This is a genomic window from Bacillus benzoevorans (assembly GCF_014207535.1).
Taxonomy (GTDB): Bacteria; Bacillota; Bacilli; order Bacillales; family Cytobacillaceae; genus Bacillus_BD; species Bacillus_BD benzoevorans.
This window is the reverse complement of sequence record NZ_JACHGK010000010.1, coordinates 35093-58736: the sequence shown is the minus strand read 5'-3', so window position 1 is coordinate 58736 and position 23644 is coordinate 35093. Positions and strand designations below refer to the sequence as shown.

The 23644-nt window shown below is 39.3% G+C and carries 20 protein-coding genes; 4 read left to right on the top strand and 16 right to left on the bottom strand.

The annotated features are described in order from the left end of the window. Positions 1–44: 44 nt before the first annotated feature. Both HNR53_RS14060 and HNR53_RS14055 read right to left on the bottom strand, forming a co-directional pair. Positions 45–1181, bottom strand: a complete 1137-nt coding sequence (locus HNR53_RS14060; protein WP_184527060.1) for a glycerate kinase family protein — start codon at positions 1179–1181, stop codon at positions 45–47. Between the two features lie 20 nt (positions 1182–1201). Next, positions 1202–2494 carry a GntP family permease gene (locus HNR53_RS14055; RefSeq protein WP_184527057.1) on the bottom strand — a complete coding sequence of 431 codons (1293 nt, stop codon included), beginning with the start codon at positions 2492–2494 and terminating at the stop codon, positions 1202–1204. A gap of 522 nt (positions 2495–3016) precedes the next feature. Between HNR53_RS14055 and HNR53_RS14050 the strand changes: the two genes are divergently transcribed. Beyond that, positions 3017–5221, top strand: a complete 2205-nt coding sequence (locus HNR53_RS14050) for a beta-glucosidase family protein (RefSeq protein ID WP_184527055.1) — start codon at positions 3017–3019, stop codon at positions 5219–5221. A 135-nt stretch (positions 5222–5356) separates the two neighbouring features. On the opposite strand, the gene HNR53_RS14045 is transcribed toward HNR53_RS14050, so the two are convergent. After that, the gene (locus HNR53_RS14045; RefSeq protein ID WP_184527053.1) at positions 5357–5758 is read right to left on the bottom strand and encodes a YugN-like family protein; all 402 of its coding nucleotides are present in this window, start codon (positions 5756–5758) and stop codon (positions 5357–5359) included. A 434-nt stretch (positions 5759–6192) separates the two neighbouring features. On the opposite strand from HNR53_RS14045, the gene HNR53_RS14040 reads away from it, so the two are divergent. Further along, a complete protein-coding gene (locus HNR53_RS14040; RefSeq protein ID WP_184527051.1) occupies positions 6193–7404 on the top strand; it encodes an FAD-dependent monooxygenase in 1212 nt (403 codons plus the stop codon). 263 nt (positions 7405–7667) lie between these two features. On the opposite strand, the gene HNR53_RS14035 is transcribed toward HNR53_RS14040, so the two are convergent. Next, a complete protein-coding gene (locus HNR53_RS14035) occupies positions 7668–7874 on the bottom strand; it encodes an aspartyl-phosphate phosphatase Spo0E family protein (protein ID WP_184527049.1) in 207 nt (68 codons plus the stop codon). A gap of 358 nt (positions 7875–8232) precedes the next feature. Beyond that, positions 8233–9564, bottom strand: a complete 1332-nt coding sequence (locus tag HNR53_RS14030) for an MFS transporter (RefSeq protein WP_184527047.1) — start codon at positions 9562–9564, stop codon at positions 8233–8235. Positions 9565–10243: 679 nt separating this feature from the next. Here HNR53_RS14030 and HNR53_RS14025 point away from each other — a divergent pair. Together HNR53_RS14025 and HNR53_RS14020 are read left to right on the top strand one after the other, a co-directional pair. Then, entirely contained in the window at positions 10244–11383 is a 1140-nt protein-coding gene (locus HNR53_RS14025) for a YibE/F family protein (protein ID WP_425488704.1), read from the top strand. After that, positions 11380–12159, top strand: a complete 780-nt coding sequence (locus HNR53_RS14020; protein WP_184527045.1) for a YibE/F family protein — start codon at positions 11380–11382, stop codon at positions 12157–12159. The genes HNR53_RS14025 and HNR53_RS14020 overlap by 4 nt, the downstream gene beginning before the upstream one ends. A gap of 134 nt (positions 12160–12293) precedes the next feature. Here the strand turns inward: HNR53_RS14020 and HNR53_RS14015 are convergent, their stop codons facing one another. The 11 genes from HNR53_RS14015 to HNR53_RS13965 all read right to left on the bottom strand — a co-directional run bounded on the left by HNR53_RS14015 (position 12294) and on the right by HNR53_RS13965 (position 23632). Continuing rightward, positions 12294–14372 carry a (Fe-S)-binding protein gene (locus HNR53_RS14015; protein WP_184527043.1) on the bottom strand — a complete coding sequence of 693 codons (2079 nt, stop codon included), beginning with the start codon at positions 14370–14372 and terminating at the stop codon, positions 12294–12296. Between the two features lie 56 nt (positions 14373–14428). Next, on the bottom strand, positions 14429–15412 hold the full coding sequence (locus HNR53_RS14010) for an electron transfer flavoprotein subunit alpha/FixB family protein (RefSeq protein ID WP_184527041.1): 984 nt from the start codon (positions 15410–15412) through the stop codon (positions 14429–14431). A 51-nt stretch (positions 15413–15463) separates the two neighbouring features. Then, positions 15464–16237, bottom strand: a complete 774-nt coding sequence (locus tag HNR53_RS14005; RefSeq protein WP_184527039.1) for an electron transfer flavoprotein subunit beta/FixA family protein — start codon at positions 16235–16237, stop codon at positions 15464–15466. Then, complete coding sequence (locus HNR53_RS14000) at positions 16234–16644, bottom strand: PaaI family thioesterase (RefSeq protein WP_184527037.1); 411 nt, start codon at positions 16642–16644, stop codon at positions 16234–16236. The genes HNR53_RS14005 and HNR53_RS14000 overlap by 4 nt, the downstream gene beginning before the upstream one ends. A 223-nt stretch (positions 16645–16867) precedes the next feature. Then, a complete protein-coding gene (locus HNR53_RS13995; protein WP_184527035.1) occupies positions 16868–17203 on the bottom strand; it encodes a DUF3870 domain-containing protein in 336 nt (111 codons plus the stop codon). Positions 17204–17280: 77 nt separating this feature from the next. After that, positions 17281–18534, bottom strand: a complete 1254-nt coding sequence (locus HNR53_RS13990) for a sensor histidine kinase (protein ID WP_184527244.1) — start codon at positions 18532–18534, stop codon at positions 17281–17283. A 103-nt stretch (positions 18535–18637) separates the two neighbouring features. Next, positions 18638–19594, bottom strand: coding sequence for a hydroxymethylglutaryl-CoA lyase (locus tag HNR53_RS13985; RefSeq protein ID WP_184527033.1), 957 nt, complete (start codon positions 19592–19594; stop codon positions 18638–18640). 67 nt (positions 19595–19661) lie between these two features. After that, the gene (locus tag HNR53_RS13980; RefSeq protein WP_184527030.1) at positions 19662–20438 is read right to left on the bottom strand and encodes a cupin domain-containing protein; all 777 of its coding nucleotides are present in this window, start codon (positions 20436–20438) and stop codon (positions 19662–19664) included. A gap of 42 nt (positions 20439–20480) precedes the next feature. Continuing rightward, entirely contained in the window at positions 20481–21365 is an 885-nt protein-coding gene (locus tag HNR53_RS13975) for a fumarylacetoacetate hydrolase family protein (RefSeq protein WP_184527028.1), read from the bottom strand. 100 nt (positions 21366–21465) lie between these two features. Further along, positions 21466–22254 carry an enoyl-CoA hydratase-related protein gene (locus HNR53_RS13970; RefSeq protein ID WP_184527026.1) on the bottom strand — a complete coding sequence of 263 codons (789 nt, stop codon included), beginning with the start codon at positions 22252–22254 and terminating at the stop codon, positions 21466–21468. A gap of 25 nt (positions 22255–22279) precedes the next feature. Further along, a complete protein-coding gene (locus tag HNR53_RS13965) occupies positions 22280–23632 on the bottom strand; it encodes an acetyl-CoA carboxylase biotin carboxylase subunit (RefSeq protein WP_184527024.1) in 1353 nt (450 codons plus the stop codon). Between the last annotated feature and the right edge of the window lie 12 nt (positions 23633–23644).

Here is a 23644-nt window from a genome sequence, read left to right as displayed (position 1 = left end):
CTTCTGAAGAACCCATTGATTTTTTTTGTCTGGATGAAAGCCTTCTATCTCAATAATCTAGCGACACTTTCAGAAGTACGAATAACATTTTGTTTTCCCTGTGCTAATAAGGCATCGATATCCGAGGCGCCTGGTACGATGCCAAAAATAGCATCAAATCCTTCATCATATAATGTTTCAACATCTTTACCTATATATCCGGCTAAAGCGATTACTTTTATATTTTTATTTACACTTTTAGCTGCCTGGGCAACCCCAAACGGTGCTTTTCCAAATTTTGTTTGGAAGTCAATACCGCCTTCACCCGTCATGACGTAATCAGCAAGTTTCAGTTTTTCCTTTAAATTCGTATACTCCATGACAATCTCTATTCCCTTTTTCATCGTTGAATTCGTAAAGGCTAACAATCCTGCACCCAGACCGCCTGCTGCACCCGCTCCCGGCACATTTAAAATATCCACACTTAATTGTTGCTGTACGATTTCGCCATAATGCTGTAAATTGCAATCGAGAATTTCCACCATTTCTGGAGTAGCACCTTTTTGCGGGCCAAATACAACAGAGGCTCCGTGCTCGCCGCATAATGGATTTGTTACATCAGATGCCACCAAAATAGTAACATTTTCTAATTCCTTCATTACATTAGAACCATCTATATGAACTAACCCGCTTAAATAGCCGCCTCCCTGTGGAAGTTCTTTTCCATCCCCATCTAAAAATTTATACCCTAATGCTGCTGCCATACCGGTACCGCCATCATTTGTGGCACTTCCGCCGATTCCTAAAATAATTTCTGAGATTCCCCGCTCAACACAATCCTTGATTAATTCCCCTGTTCCAAAGGTTGTTGTAATGAGAGGGTTTTTTGTTTCTTTTGTAACATAATGAATCCCGCTTGCTGAAGACATTTCAATCACACCCGTTTTACCATCGCCCAAAATGCCATATTGCGCCATCACAGGTGTACCAAGCGGACCGGTAACCTCCTTGTTAATAATGGTCCCTCCGGTTGCATCCACTAATGATTGTACCGTTCCTTCTCCTCCGTCTGCCATTGGCACATAAATACATTCGGCATCCGGGATTGCTCTTCGTATTCCAATTTCCATTGCTGCACAAACTTCTTTTGCTGTCATGCTTTCCTTAAAAGAATCAGGAGCTAACAAAAAGGTTTTCCCCATTTTTTTACACCTCTTTTGTTTTATAAAATAAATCCGTATAAAACGGTTGCAATAATGGTCATAGTTAAACCTACAATCACTTCGTATCCAACGACCTTCATTCTATCTTTCATGCTGATATTAAATGCATTACGTGTAACGTGGAAATACGTTCCATGCGGTAAGGAGTCAATAACTGTGGCTCCGGCATGAGTCATTACTGCCGCTGCAATCGCTGAAACACCCGTATCTAATATGGCATCGCCAAATGAACCTGTTGCTAAAATAACACCTGTTGAAGTAGAAGCTGTTGCTGCAGCCATCAGTATACCTGCAATTGGAGCCAGGAATGTACCTGAAATACCCGCGGAATCAATTAATGCCACAACCTGAGCTGGTAAGTCTGATGCGGTAATTAATCCGCCTATGGCACCGGCACCAATAATGATTAAGATCGTTGGGGTCATTCTATTTAAACCGGATTGACAAAAATCCAATAAATCTTTTCTCTTTCCAAGCGCCAAAGTACCTATTACACCGGCAAATGGCAAAATAAACAGGGAGTCAATTTTTAAACTAGCAAGAAAATCACTTCCAGCTATGGCCCCAATCGGACTAATCATCAATAGAACAATGGCAATGATCGGTGTGACGAGAGACCTTGATAAGGTTGGTAGATTAGAGTTATCTTTTTCTAATTCCTTCGCTTCTTCATCTGTTACCTTTGTACCTTTAAATTTAATCGATGATGCGAGAATAACCGCCACAATAATACCAAAAACAGCAGGAATAAATCCGCCAATCATAACCTGATTTACATCAAGACCAAATCCCCCTGCTGCTGCAATCGTGTTCGGATTTGGAGAAATAATATTACCAGCCTTTCCTCCTCCGGACAAAGCAACAAGCAAAGCTATTTTCGAATACCCCATTTTATTACCAACAGATAAAGCAATTGGGGCGACAATCAATACAGCAACAGGAATAAATACTCCTACAGCTGTAATAATCATCGTTGCCAGCGCCAGCGATAACATCGCCTTTGTTCCGCCAAGTTTATCAACTATAAACTGGGCTATTCGTTCTGCTGCTCCCGATTTCATCATAACACCGGCAAATACACCAGCAGCAATAATTCGAATAACAGTACCCATGACACTTTGAATACCAGTAATTAACACTGTAACTGTTTCGGTAAAGTTGGCTTCACCGATAAACGCACCGACTACAGCCCCTAAAATTAAAGAATACGTTGGGGTCAGCTTAAATAAGATTAAGATGATTGCAAGGGCTAGTCCGCATAAGGCACCTATCCAGCTTAATTCAAATTCCATTTTTTCGTCCTCCTTTATATGGTATTCACTCAGCTTTACTTAAACATAGCTTTTTCAATTACTAAATTAAATACAGCCGTTTGGAAACCAGAGACTCTATCTATCATTCTGTCAAGTGATGGCAGTTAGTTCATATGCACATCTATTCTTTTTCCTTTTCTGTGCAATAATCCAGCAGACTCAGTAATAGTTCTTAAGAAAAAACCAATTTTTTTGTCTCACCCACCTTTTTATTAAATCTCCTTCACTTGAATACGTTTTCATTTTAATCCCGTACATCCTCTTAAACAATTGATCATCCAACTATTTTAATTGTGCATATGCACAATTAAATAGAAGGCAGTTCACGTGTTTTATGACGTTAAACTACTCATGCATATATCAATTGGCAAATGGTAAAGATTACGAGGAGGTCATGTTTTTTTAAAGAAACTAATTTTGAAGATATTAGTAATAATTGAAATAGGGTATAATCAGGCACTTTGTAATTACTATTTAAAATACTGTGAGGAGAGTTCCCCCATGAATAATGAACATACTACTACCCCCGAACTGAATGTGTTGGCACATAGCTCTCACAATGGTTCATTTCCGTGGATGGATAAGTCGCTGTCACCCCGTGAGCGTGCCGAGAAACTCGTAGCCGCCATGACCTTGGAGCAAAAGCTCGCCCAGCTTCATGGAGCAATGGAGACAATCAACATCTACGCCTTGCCGACTGCGGATGAAATGAATGCCATGAGCGCGGAGGAGCAAGAGCAGCTCATGGCCCAGATCCAAGTACAGCGCCATGTAAAAGGGATCGAGGAGCTTGGTATCCCGCGCTTTCGAATTACCAACGGCCCTGTCGGTGTAGGCATGGGCGATGGACATCCGAGCCCGCCCGCTACCGCATTGCCAATGTCTATTGCTCTGGCTGCCGGTTTTGATCCTGGACTTGCCCGTGAATACGGGGACATTATCGGTTCAGAGACCGCAACGCTGGGACAGCACGTGCTTGAAGGTCCGGGAGTTTGTCTGCACCGAACCCCGATTGCCGGTCGTAACTTTGAGTACTTCTCAGAAGATCCGTACCTTTCTGGGGTGATGGGTGTCGAGGTGACCAAGGCAATTCAGGCACATGATGTGATTGCCATGGGCAAGCATTATGTGGTCAACGATCAAGAATACGAGCGCTTCCGCACCAGTGTCGAGGTCGATGAGCACGTGCTGCGCGAGCTGTACCTGCTGCCGTTCGAAATGCTCGTCAAAGATGCCGATATCGCTGCAATGATGAGCGCCTACAACCGCGTTCGCGGCGTTTATGCCACTGAGAACCGCTACATACTCAATGACATTCTCCGGGACGAATGGGGTTTCCAAGGCTACGTGCAGTCCGACTTCTGGTCCTGCCGCTCCTGCGCCGGTTCACTGAACGCAGGCATGGACCATGAAATGCCGGACGCTAAGTGGTGCAACGAGACCAACATCAAAAATGCACTTGAGGACACAAGCCTCGAGATTCAGACCGTCGACCGGGCGCTGGTTCGCCGTTTCACCCAAATGTTCCGTTTCGGTCAGTTCGAGCGTCCTTACAATCCGGGTGTCATTGATGCTAAGAAACATGGAGCAATCTCCAGAAAAATTGGCTCTCAGACAGCGGTTCTCCTGAAAAATGACGGCGGGATGCTGCCGCTCGACCCGAAAGCCTACGGCACTATCGTGATTATCGGTCAGTCCGAGTTCGTTGATGACGCCTGCAATGGCGGCGGCGGTTCGTCCAAGGTAGTCCCGCTCTACACGGTTCCACCGGTAGAGGGCATGCAGGAGGTCCTGCAAAGTCTTGGTTCTAACGCGTTGGTCAGCAAGGTCACCGTTGCTAAGGACCTGGCGAACATTGGGGAGGCGAAGACGGCTGCTGCAGAAGCCGATCTCGTCATTTTGATGGCGGGCTTGGTCGCATCCGAGGGTGCTGATTTACCTAGTCCGAATATGCTTAACAATCAGAACCGCATGCTCGATGAACTTCTGGAAGTCGACACGCCAACAGTAGTCGTTACGAAAGACTCGAGCCCTGTGTTGATGCCATGGATTGTCAAAGCTCCTGCGGTTCTGGAAGCGTGGAATCAAGGTACTGAAGATGGTCATGTCGTCGCCGATCTGCTTTTCGGTGTGGTAAATCCATCTGGAAAGGTGCCTACTACCTACCCAGTGTCAGAAGATGATCTCTTGTACGCCGGTCACCCTGAACGTTATCCCGGCACCGATGAAGGCAACGGCTTCCCGGTCATCCGTTACTCCGAGGGTCTTAACATGGGGTACCGCTGGTTCCAGTCACAGGGGATCAAACCGCTATTTCCGTTCGGCTTTGGTCTGTCCTATACGTCCTTTGCACTTTCCGAATTCTCGGTAACGCCAGCCCAAGCGGACAGCAAGTCCCCGGTCACTGTGAGGGTCACTGTGACCAACACAGGAAAAGTCGCCGGGGCCGAAGTCGTCCAGGTTTATCTTGGCATTCCGGTCACAGGGCAGCCGCCTAAACGCCTGGTCGGTTTCCAGAAGGTGTTTCTCGAGCCGGAGCAGTCACAAGAAGTCATCATCATGATTGACCCATCCGCCACAAACCATCCGCTGAGTGTGTGGGATTACTGCGCACGAGACTTTGTGGTGAAACCTGGCGAATACACGGTATACCTCGGCACCTCCAGTGAGGATACACCTTGCAAAGCCACGGTAGTCGTTTCCTGACGGCAGATAGAAATATTAAAAAGGATTGAATTCTGTACTATACAGGACTCAATCCCTTTTTTAGGTTTATTTACAATTTAGATCGGTTAACGGACATAATCTTCCCGTTAACCTTTATTTGTGCTTATTCCACTATTACAGCAAGGTTTCCTCCAATTTTTGCACAATATTTTTCCCGATATGGACACTATCCCCGGAAAGGGAGGCATCTGGATCCACTGGTTCTGAAAATTGATTGATGGATGCCGAAAAATTACCAATCATGGCATGGTCATCTAATCCTTCTTGATACCGATGGGACAAGACAAAAGGCCTCCCAAGCACCACCTTACATCCCGGTGAGTCTAATTGACCTTCTATGGCACGAAACGGCAGCCGGACAAATTGATAGCTGTCCTCGTCATTAAATTTATAGTCAAAATAACCATGATCATAATCCCAATTTCCTCCAATTGTATAGCCAAGCGGCTTTAGGGAAAGCTCCAGATCATATAAATCAAATTGCATTCCTTCTAATTTGGAAGGTATTTCATTCATCTTCATACCCCTTTCAGCATTTTTTGCTTAGTTTTCCCTAAGTGGGCTTAATCATCCGATATTCAACTAAAAACATTGTGTTAAAATTCTTTCCAGAGTTCCAATCGCTTTAAAACTTTCAAGTTCCACTCAGCTAGTCTAAACCGCTCTTTTTACGAGGTAAAACAAATCTAAAAAATATTCAGAATATTATTGACATTTAAACTATCTTGATAATAAAATAAAATTACCGATAGAGAACTAGGTTCACTATTTGTAGAATATTTTATATTAACTTCTTAATCCTATTTATGAAAAGGTAAAAATGAGTTTAGGGTATTAGGATAATCATTGCTCATTAGCATGATTAAGTTAATTAAAATTTTCATAAAAATATGTCTTGGACCAAAGTAAATCTATTAATGGGGAAAATTTTTAAAAAAGGGGATAGGGATATGGCAAATTTAACAAATGAAATCGTAATCATTGGTGGAGGAATTGGCGGTTTAGCAGCAGCTCTTGCAACAGCTGAATCCGGAAAAAAGTCAGTTGTTCTTGAGCAAGCACAGCAATTCGGTGAAGTAGGTGCAGGACTTCAACTTGGACCTAACGGAATGGCAGTGTTAGATCGCTTTGGTTTATCTGAAGAAATCGCTAAAATTGCTGTGTTCCCAAAAAGACTAGTTTTAAAAGATGTTTATACTGGGGAAGAATTAGCGACTATGGACTTAGGTGAAGCTTTTAAACAAAGATATGGTCATCCGTATGCTGTTATGCACCGCTCTGACTTACATAGAGTCCTTTTAGAAGCGTGTGAAGCAAGTCCACTCATTACACTTAAAACAAAACAGCAAATTGAAAAAGTGGAAAATAAAGACGGCGGAGTCGTTGTGACAGATACAAATGGGGATACCATTACAGGTAAAGCAGCTATTGGTGCAGACGGAATTTGGTCAAAAACCCGACCGAATGTGAGCCAGGATGACGTTGTACCTTCCGGCTATGTTGCTTATCGCGGTACACTCCCAATCACTGAAATCACAGATGATTTAGATCTTGATGATGTATTTATGTGGATTGGACCAAATCTTCACCTTGTTCAATATCCAGTACGCAGAAAAGAGCTATATAACCAAGTGGTTGTATTCAAGAGCTACGATTATGAGCCAGGTTCACCAAACTGGAGAGAATGGGGAACTCCTGCAGAATTAGAAAGACGTTTTGCCGATTCTCATCCAGTCGTGCAACATTCATTAACATTCATCAACCGTCAATTTAAATGGCCAATGGCTGATAGAAATCCAATTGAGAACTGGACAGATGGAAATATTACACTTCTTGGAGATGCTGCGCATCCAATGCTGCAATACTTAGCACAAGGCGGCGTTCAAGCGTTAGAAGATGCTTCATACTTGGCCGATATGCTTCACATTCATGGCGAAAATTATGCACAGGCATTCCAAGAATACCAAAAAGAACGTCAGCCTCGTTCTGCAAAGGTACAAACAACGGCGCGTCAATGGGGAGAAGTCCTTCACGCAGAAGATCCACTTATGATTCAATTGCGTAAGATGATCTTTGGAGGAAGAACTTCTCAAGACTATGAAATCGCTGACTGGTTATATGGCGGCTACAAGAGATTAATTAAAGAAACAGTAAATGCTTAATTCATAGAAGAAATAAGACCCCTAGTAATTTGCTAGGGGTCTTTCATGCTTATATAAATCTTTTAATATATAATTACCCCCTAAAAAATATATTCAAATATTTTAATAATTTATTTTAGTGTTTTCAATATATGTTGATAATATTTTATATATATAAATTTGTAATTATATCATTAAGGTTAATTAATTTTCATACAAAATATCCCGAAGTCAAAGTTAAAAAGAAAAAATAGAAGAAATATACGGGTTGTTTAGATTTTCCTTTATTCTAACGCATACTCTAGGGAGCGTTTCTTTAATTTTTGATATAAATAAATATACTGATCTAGTTCCTGACTCAAATTAATTGTTTTTTCATGTGTCAGCCCTTCCTTCATTCCGAAATCCATCATAGTTTCTCCGAGCAATTTAATCTGAATTAATAATGTTTGTTTGAGAAGTAGAATTTCATTTAAAGATAGTCCGCACATTATTTAACCCCCCAATAAAGAAAAATAATATTTTCACAATTGTATTATTTTAAATATATCTTTATAATACTTTTATCACACAAATTTATAATATCGATAAAGTTTTATTAATTTTACATGTAAAACAACCTAAAAACACACTAGTTCTTTCGGTTCGTTATTTATTTCCCATCATTAATAATTAAATTGACCTACCCTTTTTACAACTTATTTATTGTGCTTGTAAAGGAAAACCAAGAATTTTGCTCTAGTAGGTTATAAGAAAGGTAACGAGTAAAAAAAGGGAGTTCCTGTTTAACAGGAAACTCCTTTCAAGTTTATTGGGTGTAAAAAAGAAAATAGGATGAGCAAAATTCGTTTAACCAGCATCTGCATGAACCTGTTTATTTGTAGAAGAATGTTTATCTGTAATCAATGAAATTGAAATGGCTGCCATGAGACCAGCCACAGCGAAGACCATAAAGTTCATGAAATTTGGCAATGTAAGGGTTAATAGGAATCCTCCCAAAATAGGTCCAAGCATACCTCCCAATCTTCCTACGCCGGAAGCAATTCCTATCCCTGTTGATCTCATATCAGAAGGGTAAAACGAGGTAACATAGGCCTGAATCAGAACCTGTGCACCTGTTGTAGCTGCACCCGCAATAGCAACAAGAATGAAAATAAGAACCGGATTGCCGCCAAATCCAAGCAATGATAAAGCAATCGTTCCAGCAATATAAGTTGGAATCAGCACGCGTTTAGAACCATACATCTCACAAAGATGACTTAAAGAGAGAATTCCAATGACCGCCCCGCCTTGAAGTGCAATAAGGAAAGTTAAGCTTGAATTCAAACCATAACCGGCCTCAATCATTAACTTTGGCAGCCAAGTATTTAAACCGTATACCATCAATAATGCGCAGAAGAACGCGATCCAGAACATAACCGTACTTAAAGCGCGATTTTCCTTAAATAAACCGACAAGAGGTATTTTAGCAGCAGTAACCTTTTCTTCAATAATTTCAGCATCAGGGCGGATGTTTAAGCCAGGACTTGCTTTAGTAAGGGCAGCAATCAGCTTATCCCTTTTCCCAGTTCGAATAAGATAGCTGGTAGATTCAGGAAGCTGTCTCATCATGAACAGTAGGGCTAGAAGTGGTGATCCAGCTACCCAAAAGACTGATTCCCAGCCAAAGTGAGAAATTAAAAGGACTCCAATGGTCGGTGCCAATGCTCCACCAACGGCAAAACTCACAAGCGTAAGCGATACCAACTTAATTCTCATTGAGCGTGGTGCATAATCGGTAACCAATGCTGCAATATTCGGCATAATGCCGCCAAGTCCTAATCCTGCAGCAAAACGATAGCTAGAAAAGATAGTAGCATTATCTGCGAAAGCACATAAAAAGGTAAATAAACTAAAAATAAGTACGTTCATAAGAATAACCTTTTTTCTTCCAATTCGGTCAGCCAACATACCAAAAATAATAGCGCCAAACAACATACCGAATAGTCCATAGCTTCCCATTGAACCTGCTTGAACCGGATTCAGATCCCACTCCTCCATCAAAAGAGGTACAACCGTCCCGTAAACTGATAGATCGTAACCATCAAACAAGATAATGAAAAAACTCCAAATAAACAATGCTAAATGAAAACGATTAAACTTGCTGTTACCAATGATTTCAGCTGGATTCACTTTTCCCATACACATTCCCCTTTTTTAATATTTTAAAGATTCAGTTAATAAAAATGACATAAATACTATAAATGTAGCAATCACCACTTCCCCGATGAATTCTTCCATCAGCCATTAATAAAAAATACTTTAGTAAAACAACAATTCATCTTGAAAATTTCTATAATACTATTACTTTTTTTCAGTATATTTGTAATTAATACTATAGTCAATTGATTTTTAATATTATCACAGTAAAAACATTTTTTATAAATAAAAATTTTATAGTATCTTAATTAGTAAGCATTTATACTGTTTTTTATATAAAAAATTCTGTATAAGTATTTTAGATTTTAATAAAACAAACTATCGTTAGTATAATATTAATGTTATACACTTTGAATGATAACGATAGTTCTTTATTCTGGCGCTTTCCCAATTAAATAAGACTAATAAAAAAATTTATACAAAAATTATTTTATATATTATTAACTCCACTTTCGCATCAATAGACCTTCGACCTAAAAAACGGCACAATAATCGCTACTGTAATAATAACAGGTGCCAGAAACGGTTCTTCCTCCTCCGCTTTTTTTAACTCTTCGTATTCAGTAGACTCTCTCTTGACCACTAAAACGAATATTGTTATCCTAAGGCATTGTTAGTGAACTCCCTTAAACTTTCTATTTCAATAATTGGAGGCTTTTCTTTGAATTTCTTCGAAAAGATATTGAAAAAAATAACTTTAAAACGAATTTTTATTTATGCCATTGTTGTGCTTGGCTTTGTCTTATCTATTTTATTTGTTAATCATAATTATTCATTCTACGACCGTCCTATCGCCAAGGTGATCAAAACAAAGCTGGTCGACAAAACTGAAATTACGGACATACATCATAATAAAGATTACCTATTCACCCAGCAAATAGAGGCCCTATTAAAAAATGGAGAGAAAAAAGGAGAGCTTATTCATTTAACAAATAAATATTCATCTTCTGGAGCCTATGACCAACAATATCATGCTGGAAACGAATTGTTTGTTTCAATCAATTCGAATAAAAAAGGGAATAATGAAATAACGGGAACTATTCTGGACGTGAAACGTGATAAATACATCTTAATGATTGCTTGGATTTTCATCTTTACCTTGCTTATCATTGGCAAAAAGAGGGGACTGTTTACGGTTATAAGTTTGGCAGTAAATGCCCTTATATTAACATTCTCCATCGATGTGTACGTGAAAAATCCAAACATAAGTTTGATACTGATAGCTGGTATTAGTGTTTTTTTCTTTACTATCATTTCTTTGCTGCTTGTTAATGGTTTTAATGAAAAAACATATGCTGCTATTGTTTCAACCATAATAGGGACTTTCATTTCATTGTTAATTACCTATTTTATTATGTGGTTAACATCGGACAATGGTCTTCGGTATGAGGAAATGCAATTTTTGACACGTCCTTATAAATTTGTTTTTATGGCTGGATTATTCATTGGGTCTCTAGGGGCTGTAATGGATGTTTCTGTTACAATGGCCTCTTCCATCTTTGCTTTATATGAAAGCAATAACCATTTACCAGCAAAAGTGCTTCAAACCTCTGGAATGGAAATAGGCAAAGATGTTATGGGTACGATAACAAGTATTCTGTTTTTTGCCTATATTAGCGGTTCTATTCCTATGATCATTTTATATTTAAAAAATGCTTCGCCTCTAGGGTTTACTCTTTCCTTAAATCTTTCATTAGAGCTAGCCCGGGCCTTGGCTGGTGGTATTGGCATCGTATTAACCATTCCCATTAGTCTATATACTTCTATTTTCTTTATTAATCGAAAGAAGGCAAGATTATGAATGTATTGGTAGTCTTGGCGGTCATATTATTTTTATTGATGATACTGATTGGCGGAAAAAAAGGGGCACGGTCGTTTTTATCTTTACTTTTAAATTTTGGTGTCATCTTTCTTACTATATTTTTTATGACGAATCCCCATTTCAATCCGATTATTTTCACATTCATTGCATGCTTATTGATTAGCAGTATTAGTCTTTTTTATATTAATGAAGTGAATAGTAAAACGATCACAGCATTTATTTCTACTATGATAACGATTGCCATTTTACTCTTGTTTATCGTTATTGTGACGGAAAAGTTAATGATACAGGGATTCGGTGAAGAAGAAGTTGATGAGCTTAGTGTTTTTTCCCTTTATATTGGAGTGGATTTTGTGAAAATTGGTGCTTCTGTAATTATTATGAGTACAATCGGTGCCATTACGGATGTTGCCATTTCCATTGCATCTTCCATGCAAGAAATCTTTCATCACAATCCCGCCATCAGTAGAAGAACTTTATTCACTTCAGGACTTAGCGTTGGAATAGATATTTTGGGAACAGATACGAATACATTATTTTTTGCGTTCTTTGGCGGCTATTTGGGGCTGCTTATATGGTTTAAAGATTTATCTTATTCTATTGGGGAGATTATCAATTCAAAAGTATTTACCACTGAAATGATCACAATCTTTTGTGCAGGAATTGGCATAGCCCTAATTATTCCAATTACATCCTGTATTCATTCTTATTATTTAGTGAACACAAGGAAAAGAAATCAAGAAATAATTAAATAGATGAATAACTTTATGATCAATTAACACGTTCTGAATCTACAAGAAAAACCGAAATCCCTTCTTTATAAAGTAGGAAATTCCGGTTTTTCTTTTTTATAATTCTATTTGCTAATTTAATTTTATTACTGCATCATTCATAATGCTTTTTCCAAAATTTCAACGATGTCAAAGTTTTCTACTGTCTCCTCAACTTCTTTTGCCTTTACACCATCACTGATCATCGTTAAACAATACGGACATCCGCTCCCAATTATTGTTGGTTTGGTCTCAAGAAGTTGCTCTGTTCTTGCGATATTAATCCGTGTTCCTGTATTCTCCTCTGTCCACATCATACCGCCGCCAGCTCCGCAGCACATGGCATTTTCACGGTTGCGGCTAGCTTCTACAACTTTTACACCCGGAATCGCTTTTAAAATTTCACGAGGCGGATCATAAACCGTATTGTAGCGGCCTAAATAACAAGAATCATGATACGTAATCACTTCATTTAGTTCTTTTGTAAATTTGATTCTTCCCTCTCTGATCCATAAAGCCAACAATTCTGTATGGTGATAAATTTGCGCCTCTAGTCCAAACTCTGGATATTCATTTTTAAAAGAATTATAGGCATGTGGATCAATCGTTACAATTCTGTTTACATTATACTTTTGGAAGTTTGCAATATTAGCATTTGCTAAGTCCTGGAATAAGAACTCATTTCCGATTCTGCGCGGCGTATCTCCTGAATTTTTCTCATTATTACCTAGAATCGCAAAGGAAATGCCTGCTAAATTCATCACCCGAGCAAAGGACTGAGCAATTTTTTGGCTGCGGTTATCATAAGAACCCATTGAACCAACAAAGAATAAATATTCAAATTCTTCCCCGGTCTTTTGTTTTTCTTTCACAGTTGAAACAGAAATATCCTCTCGACCTTCCCGCCAATTTTCACGCTCTTTTCGATTAAGTCCCCATGGATTTCCCTGTCGCTCAATATTTGTAATCGCACGTTGGGCATCAGGATTCATTTTTCCTTCTGTCAGGACAAGATATCGACGTAAATCAATAATTTTATCTACATGCTCATTCATTACCGGACATTGATCTTCACAGTTCCGACACGTTGTACATCCCCAAATTTCTTCTTCTGTAATGACATCACCTATTAAACTAACACTTTCCATCGTTGCTGCAACTTCCTTAGCACCGCTGCCCGTTAAAGCAAGTTGGTTAGCCCTTGTGTTTTTAAAGACAAAAGCAGGTGCCCACGGCTGTCTTGAAGTAACCACTGCCCCTTTTTCTGTCAAATGATCTCTCATCTTTACAATCAGGTCCATCGGAGATAAGGATTTTCCAGTTCCTGAAGCAGGGCACATATTCGTGCATCGCCCGCATTCTGCACATGCATACAGATCGATTAGCTGTTGTTGCGTAAAATCTTCTATTTTCCCAACACCAAATGTTTCTGCGGACTCGTCCTCAAAATCAATCTTCCTTAGTTTCCCAACAGGTCCTTGTTTTTTAAAAAAGATATTGACCATGGCAAATAACTCATGAAATTGCTTTGACTGTGGTACAAACACGAGGAATGTGAATACAGTCAACATATGACACCACCAAAATATGTAGAACAACACAGTTCCTGCTGTTGTTCCGATACCGGAAAATAACAACGCAATGGCACTAGAGAATGGAGCATATAAAAGATTGGGTTCAGACCCATGCATTATCGCTTCAAATCCCAATGTTAAAAGGATAGAAGTCGTTAAAACAGTTAAAGCAATATAGACAAAAGCCGCTTTGCCGTCACGCTTCCATTGCAATCGCTTTAATTTTTCACCATAACGGCGGTAAAAGCCATATACAACAGCCAGCAGCATAAGGAATGTTGCCCACTCCTGTAGCAGACTGAAATACTTGTGCGCCACACCAAAAGGAAATTCATAGCCTTTAATAAATCCCTTGATAATCAGTTCAATGAGTCCTACTTGAATGATAAAAAAGGTATAAAATAGGATAAGGTGCATCAAACCGCTTTTCTTGTCTTTAAATAATTTCGACTGACCGAAGCCATTAATTAAGATCAGGCGGAATCGTTCTTTAAGGTTTGGTTCAAATTCAGCTTTCTTGCCAAGCTTTATAAAAAGATACCGAGTATATACTAGATTGACAAATAAATAGAAGGCATATCCAGCCACTGTTAGAAAAGCAAGTAAATTTAGTAATGACAACATTCTATTTCATCTCCCCAATGATAAATCAGGGAGGAATTTCTCCCTCCCATTTCACATTAGACACCCGTACCAACAGTTATTTTTTTAAATTCTTCCGTCAACATTGGCACAACCTCGAACAGATCACCTACAATCCCATAATCAGCTATATTGAAAATTGGAGCTTCTGGATCCTTATTAATGGCTACGATGATTTTGGAATTAGACATACCTGCAACATGTTGAATGGCTCCGGATATTCCGCAGGCAATATAAAGATCGGGTGTGACCACTTTACCGGTTTGACCAATTTGTAAGGAATAATCACTGTACCCCGCATCACAGGAGCCACGAGAAGCTCCTACCGCACCACCTAATACGTCTGCTAATTCCTGTAAAACAGCAAATCCTTCTTTGCTCTTTACTCCACGGCCTCCGGAAACGATGATTTTGGCTTCAGAAAGGTCTACCCCGCCTACTGTTTTACGAATCACATCTTGAACAATCGTACGTAAATCCTTTACTTCAACTTCAATAACCGTTGCTTCCCCTGTCCGTGATTCATCCTTGTCCGGCATACTAATATTATTCGGACGGAATGTAGCAAAAATCAGTCCATCCTTAATCACTTTTTTCTCAAAAGCTTTCCCTGAAAAAATCGGGCGGGTAAAGATAAACTCATTTCCATTTACCTCAAGAGCAACAGCATCTGAAACAAGGCCTGCTTTCAACTTAGAAGCAATTCGAGCGGAAATTTCCTTACCAATCGAAGTATGCCCGAGAAGAAAGGCTTCAGGTTTTTCCGCTTCTACTACCTGAAGAATGGCCTGAGTATATCCATCTGATGTATAGTTCTTTAAACGAGGATGCTCAGGAATGACAACACGATCAGCCCCATAATGAATCATCGTATCAGCTAGACCAGCAGCATCACTACTTATTAATACCCCTACTACTTCACCACCGTCTGCAATTTGTTTTGCTGCAGCAATGGCTTCAAACGAAACTTGCCGCAGCTCTCCTTGACGTATTTCAGCTAACACTAGCACTTTCTTTGACATATAGGTTCCTCCCCAAATATCTTCTGAATTATTAATCTACTAAAGTACCAATTAGATTACTTTTGCTTCAGTTACTAATAAAGATGTAAGCTCTTTTACCTGTTGTGAGATTTCCCCTTCAAGAATTTTTCCTTTCCCTTTAACCGGCGGTAAGAAACGATCAATTACTTTTGTTTTTGCCTCAACATCTTCCTCATCTATATCTAAATCATCTAATTCCAGCTTTTCCAGCGGCTTTTTCTTTGCCTTCATAATACCTGGTAATGAAGGATATCGAGGTTCGTTTAGCCCCTGTTGACATGTCACAAGTAATGGAAGTGTTGTTTCAATCGTTTCAACATCTCCTTCTGCATCTCGTTCAATCACAGCCCTGTTCCCCTCAATCGTTAACTTTGTAATGGTTGTTACAACCGCAATTCCTAATTCTTCACCCAGTCTAGGACCAACTTGCCCGGATCCGCCATCAACTGTTACGTTTCCTGCTAAAATAATATCTGGGCTCTTTTCTTTAAAATAAGCACTTAATATAGCGGTGGTAGAGTATTCATCCCCCTCCTCTTCAAGCTCTTCCTCATTAATCAGAACTGCTTTATCCGCACCCATGGCAAGAGCAGTGCGAAGTTCTTTCTCCGCTTCTTCTCCGCCAATCGTGACAACAGTGACCTCCCCACCATGTTTCTCCCGCAATAAAAGAGCTTCTTCAATCGCATATTCATCATAAGGATTGATAATGAATTCTGCGCTATCCTCACTGATTTTTCCATTTTGAACCGAGATTTTTTCTTCCGTATCAAAAGTACTTTTCATGACTGCAAAAATATTCATCTATTACCCCTCCTGGTACTCAACTCTTTAAGATTCATAAAAATCGCTGTTGCTTTTGCTACCAATTCATTTTGGTCATTGTAAATCAGACAATCGATATGATTTAATGTCTTTCCTTTTTTGATCAAAACCGCATCTGCAATGAGAAACTTTCCTTTTGCTTGTTTTAAAAAAGTAGTATTCATGTCCACTGTGACCATTTTCTGATTATTGTTTGCATCTGCGCCAAATATATTTCCCATTGCAATATCCGCCAATGAACAGATAACCCCCCCATGCACGACCCCGATGCTATTTAAATAAAGAGGCTCTATCGGCATAGTGACCTTTAAATTTGTTTCACTAATCTTTTCATGTTTAACCTTTAAAAATGCATCAAATGGACATTCAACAAAATTCGTTTGCAATAATATCCCTCCTATATTTCCCACTTTTGGAATATCCACGTAGAACTAACTTCGCTCATCCTTTACAGCAGTATTTATAATTTCCGAAGCTAGGGATTCACTGGTTCCTCCGACTATCAAATAAATAGGGGCCCAGCAACAATAAGCCTACGCTCATGTTGCTGGGCCCCTATCTATTAATTAAGAAAGTTTTTTGGACTATCCCCATAGATAACCAGCATTTTTATTTATAAGCATATACTGCCGTCTTTGACTCTCTATATCGATCGTAAGCTGATTTGATAGATTGAATGACAGCACCTTGTGAAGGGATTAATACACGATTACGAAGAATTTCAACCAAAGGATTAATACCTTGTTTTAAATCATATCCTCTTACAAGAGAGGTTAAATAATAGTTTGTTAAGTCTGCAATAAATGTGAACTCAGCATCTTCAATCACTTCTGTTTCAACATTAATCACTAAAACAACTGCTAGTGATTGATATTTCTCATACTGCGTAGTTCCTTTGGGAAGTTGCGCAAAACCAGCAATTAAAACGGTATTATTTGCACCCATTCTTTATAACCTCCTTGTCATCCATATTATTATTTTACATCCTTTAGGTTATAAACTCAACAACCTTTTATAATTTTCTAAATATTATCTACAATTTTGCGATTACCTGGAAAAGAAATGATAAATGTTGTTCCCTTGCCTATATCACTTTTTACTTTAATACTCCCATTCATTGCTCGCACAATGCCAAATGAAACCATCATGCTTAAACCAGTTCCCTTAGGCCCATTTGTCAAATAATAAGGCTTTCCTAGTTGTTCCAACTGCTCTTTACTCATACCTGTCCCTTTATCTTTAATTTCAATGATGACATTTGAATGATGTAATTGGCTGCAGACAATCAGACTCCCTCCTGAGGGCATAGACTCGATCCCATTTTTAATAATATTAAATAAGCATTGCCGAAACTTTTTAATATTTCCAGTGATCGTTCCAACTGATAAATAACTTGTATAAAAATTTACGGAATGTCCTTCAGCTAACGGTCGTAATGTACTGAGGACATGATTTAACTCATTGTTTATATCAATTTCCTCTATTTGATCCGTAAACTGTCGTGAATAAATCAGATAATCTTTAATAATTAATTCTGCTGCATCCAATTCTTCCTTTACCATCGTAAGGTATTGCTGTCTTTTTGTTTGATTAACCTCTGTTTCTTGAAGAAACTGGACAAATCCAATTGCCGTTGTCAGAGGGTTCCTGATTTCATGTGCAATGGCAGCCCCCATTTGTTCTAGCGCAACCGTTCTTTCCGAATCAATGACTCGTTTATATAAACGAATATTTTTAAAGGAAAATTCAACTGAATAAGAAAAAATAAAAACACCGAGAGTTGGAATGAACATGTAAGCAAACAAGGTATCGAATTCCAGAGTCACCCAATTGACCAATGGCAATAGAAATAGCGTGATAACGCTGAAAGTAATGGCACAAATGATAGATATCGATATACGTCTTCTAGGAGTTTGTCTAATAAACCAAGGATGAACGTTTAAAAATACAAAAAATAATGATCCATATATAGCCAGATTCGCAAAAAAACCTAAATCAATTCCATAAAAAGCTCTAATAATAATGATGATGATTGCAAGTAATGGTCCAATTCCAAAATATAATCCGCCAATCAATACGGGAATGAGTCTTAAATCGTATGAAACATGGGGAATAGGGTGGTAAGAAAAAAGGAAACATACGAATATAGAACAGATGAAACTGCCCAAAGTGATGAATTTAGGGATATTTTTTCTTCGTTCTAACCACAGTAAATAAAAAAACAAAATAACTAATAATAATGATAAGTTGAATAAAAGATGTCTAGTTATTTCCATTTTCACACCATCCAAGAAACTGAAATAGAGCTACATAATCAAAATTGGAGCAACGCTTCCTATCTGTAGGAAGGATAGGAACACGCACTCCAATTTGGGTAAATTAACGTGACGGTATCTGACGATAAGAAGCTAAGCTTCCTCCTTTGGCCACTTTGCCTGGCAGTTGCCGACCGAGAATTTTTTCTGCTACCAAGGTTACCTCCATAAGCTTCTCTAAGTCAATTCCAGTTTCGATCCCCAGTTCGTGGCACATGTGAACAAGATCTTCAGTTGCAATGTTTCCGGCAGCACCCTGGGATCCACCGAATGGGCATCCTCCTAACCCTCCTACTGAGGAATCAAAATGTGTCACTCCCATCTTTAATCCGACAAAGGCGTTGGCCATTCCCATCCCTCGGGTGTCATGTAAATGTAAGACGATCGTTTTGTCCGGCCACTTATTCTGCACTTCACCGACGAGGTACTCGGTAGAAACAGGATTTGCCCATCCAACTGTATCCCCAAGAAGGATACGATCCGGATTAATTCCATGTACGTCTGCTTTTTCCATTGTTCTAGAAATCAATTGAATCACATGCTGCGGATTAACATTTCCCTCATAGTTACAACCAAATGCTGTCATCACATTAATGGAACTGATTGGAACACGATACTCATTTAGAACAGCAATGCGTTGATCCATTTCATCGAATGTCTCTTCAATGGATCGATTTGTGTTCTTTTTGGAAAATGTTTCACTCGCGATGATACTTAGAACGCCTTCTAGATCAAATTTCCCTGTGGCTTGAGCTCTCTCAATCCCCTTCGCATTCAGATAGATACATTGATATTCTGTACCAGGATTCCTTTTAAAGCCTTCAGCAATCAATTCCGCATCTGCCATCTGCGGTACCCATTTTGGACTCACAAATGAAGTCACTTCAATCACAGGAAAATTACATTCAGAAAGCAAATCAACTAAGCGAATCTTATCTTCAGTAGATACGGGTGTTTTCTCAATTTGCATACCTTCCCGAGGACCTACTTCACGTATGATGACCTTTTTTGGAAATGCCAATCTTATCCCTCCAATATACTTTCGTTATTTCATGCGACAGCGTTTAGCGTTTTTCCGTGATAAATAATCAGTTTTCTAGGTTGACAACAATGTTACCCGGGTGCCGGGAAGTAATAAACACAACCGGCTCTGACTCACTCATGTTTCTTTCAATATGGTTCAGATTTGGTGGTACATTGAAGAAGTCTCCAGCCTCTAGTTCGACGAATTCTTCGTAGTTCTCACCAAAATCAATTCGCATCTGTCCGCTGAGGATATATCCTCCTGTCTGGGCTTCTCCATGATGGTGTGCGCCGGAAGCTTTTCCCGGCGCAATAACAACACGGCCCTTCCATAGGTTCGGACCAGCCACTCCGGTCAACCTTTGCAGAGGTTTTGTTTGATCCTCAGCCTCATTCAATTCATTGGCCCTTACGATTTGAATTTCATCATACTCTTTGGAAAAGACAGACATATCCTTTTCGTCGAGATTGACAACGATATTTGCTTTCGTTCTAGAGGTAATGAAGACTACCGGTTCCGTATCGCTCAGTGATTCTTCAATATGTGGAACAAGCGGCGGCACATACAAAAAGTCTCCTGGTCCAAAATCAGCATACTCCTTATAATTCTCACCAAAGTAGATTCTTGTACGTCCGCTCAGAATATATCCTGCCGTCTCTGCTTCCCCGTGATGATGAGCACTAGATACCTTGCCTGCCTCTCCTGTTACGCGCCCCATCCAAAAGGTAAGTGAATCAACCCCCGTGACCCTTGGCAAGTTTTGGGATTGAGCAGTCTGCTTTGAAACCTCAGACGCTTTGACGACAACAACTTTATCCTTGCTTTGATTTTTCATAACCATAACAGCACCCCATTCTAGAATTTTAGTAGCTTTATAAGACAATCAGACTTCTAGTTTGATTGATTCATCAACTTTTACTATCCCATTTTTAATACTGCCAATTCCTGAAATGGATACTTCAACGACATCCCCTGCGCCTAAAAATAATGGTGGATTTCGTTTGGCTCCGATACCGCTCGGTGTTCCGGTAAGGATAATATCACCCGGAAGAAGCGTCATCCCCTTTGAAAGCTCGGCAATAATACGGTTGACAGAAAACATCATTAAATTTGTATTGCTGGATTGAACCTTATTTCCATTTACTTTGCAGGTAACCTCCAGGTTTTGCACATCTTCAATTCCATCTTTTGTGACCAGCCAAGGACCCATAGGACACGATTTATCCATGCTTTTCCCCATAAACCATTGACCGCCATGTGCTTGCTGTACATCCCTTGCAGATAAATCATTCGCACACATATACCCGAAAATATAATCGGACGCTTCTGCTTCGGAAATATTTTTTCCCTTACGTCCAATCACAACAGCAAGCTCTGCCTCATAGTCAAATTTTTCTGTAAATTCATTAGAAAGAGGAATCTCTTCGTATGGACCAGCTACAACCTCTGTTGCTTTTGTAAAGACGGTTGGTCTAGCAGGCAGCTCAATATCTTGACGGAAACGTTCTTTAAAATGCTCTAAGTAATTCCACCCTACGCACATCACATTGCGTTCTAATTTAGGAATTGGTGATAATAGATGCTCACTTTTTAATGGCTTACGTTCAACATCCAATTTCAACATTCTATTAATCTCGTCCATTCCTTTAGGTCCTGCTTTAATGATAGATAAGACATCAGGAAAGTGATCGCTTACATCAAACACTGTATTATTTTGGACTATCCCAACACTCATTTTCCCATCGTTAAGATAAGAAATGATCTTCATAACAAAACATCCCTCCTCTACCCCATAAATAACCAATTAGTTATTTATATTGTATTTTTCACCACTTCAGGTTATAAGTCAGACAAAAAAATATCGTCGCTTACCGCCCACTCCAAACTGGCTCCCTTTTCTCTAGAAAGGCATTCATACCTTCCTTTGAATCTTCGGTTTCACCTAAAATTACTACTTGATCACGCAGATAATTCAATGATTTTTCATAATCCATTCCTTTAATCATCTGCATCGCTTCCCTGCCCAACGTTAAGGCAGTTGGATTTCGTTTAGCCAGCTGACGGGCAAATTGCCTTGCTTCCTCTATTAATTCGTTATCAGAATAGACCATATTGACAAGCCCGATCTCTTTAGCTTCAAACGCATTGAGCTTTTTCCCGGTATAAAATAATTCATAGGTTTTTTTCGAACCAATTGCTTGAATTAAAGGTGCACTGATCATCATTCCCCAGAGACCTACATTAATTTCCGGTGCTCCAAACAATGCACTTTCCTTTGCAAAGGTGATATCACACACAGCAGCAAGTCCTAATCCTCCTGCCAATGCATAGCCATTAACCGCGGCTATAATCGGCTTTTTCAATTGATGAATCGCAAGCAGGCAATTTTTATATTTTGAGACATGTCCCTTATAAGTTAAAATATGTTGCTCATTATTTTCACTCATGCCGCCCAGGTCGGCTCCAGAACAAAAAGATTTTTCTCCAGCACCAGTTAACATTAAGATACGAACATCCGGCCGATTATTCAGTTCATGCAAAATGGAAACAAAATCTTCCATCATTTCACCTGTTAAGGCGTTATGTTTTTCCGGTCTATTTAAGGCTATGGTCGCGACGTGATCCTGAATATCAACTAAAATATGATTCTCTCTCACTTAAACACCTTCTTTCTAAACTATTTTAGTTCACCTTAGCGGCTTTTAAGAAACTATCAATGAAATTAGTGGTTGTGTTTCCAGCAATATATTCCGGATGATCTACAATTTTCTTTAATGTTGGGATATTTGTTTTAATTCCTTCGACGATATATTGCTCCAATCCTTCACTCATATTTTTTATCGCTTCATTGCGAGAGTGTCCTTTTACAATTAGTTTCGCAATCATCGGATCATAAAATGGTGTCACCACTGATCCTGACTTAACGGCCAACTCGTGACGAATGTTTTCTCCGCTCGGAATACTTAGGTTTGATATTGTTCCTGGTGATGGGAAGAACGTATTTGGGTCCTCCGCATAAATTCTTACCTCAATCGCATGTCCATTTATTTGTACATCCTCTTGACTGATAGACAGAGTTTCACTGTTAGCAATTCTAATCTGCTGTTCTACTAAATCTAAACCAGTAACTTCTTCCGTAACAGGATGCTCAACCTGTAAGCGAGTATTGACCTCCAGGAAGTAAAAATTCTTCTGCTCATCCATGATAAATTCAACTGTCCCGGCATTTTCATATCCAATCGCTTTTGCTGCACGGACAGCTGCCCCGCCCATCTCTTTTCTTGTCTTTTCATCAATAAAAGGTGAAGGAGCTTCTTCGACTACTTTTTGATGTCTTCTCTGAATCGAGCATTCTCTTTCCCCTAAATAAATGGTATTTCCCTCTTTGTCAGCCAATAATTGAATTTCGATATGCCGCGGGTTTAAAATGAGTTTTTCTAAGAACATCGCTCCATCGCCAAAAAAATCTTTTGCCCGTTTTTGGTTCCCTTCAAAAGCCTTTCTGAGCGCTTCTTCATCGTCCACTCTCTGCATTCCAATACCACCGCCACCAGCGGAAGCTTTTAACATGATCGGATATCCTATTATTTTCGCTTCACGAACGGCCTCTTCTACATCCGCTAAAGGAGCATCTGTACCAGGAACAATTGGAACACCCGCTTGACTCATTAATTTTCGTGCCTCAATTTTGCTGCCCATTTGTGATATCGTTGCAGGAGATGGCCCAATAAAGACAATCTTATTTTCAGTACATTTCCTTGCGAATTCTGTATTCTCAGATAGTAAACCGTATCCAGGGTGAATGGCATCCACATTTGCCGCTGCTGCAACCTCAATAATCTTTTCCATATTTAAATAACTTTCATTAACTCTTGGAGGACCAATTAAATAGCTTTCATCTGCCTGTTCAACATGTGGAGCATTTTGATCAGCCTCAGAGTATATCGCTACTGTTTTAATCCCCATTTTTTGACACGTTCTTATAATACGGGCGGCAATTTCGCCTCGATTTGTAATTAAGATTTTATTAAACATTCTTTCTCCTCC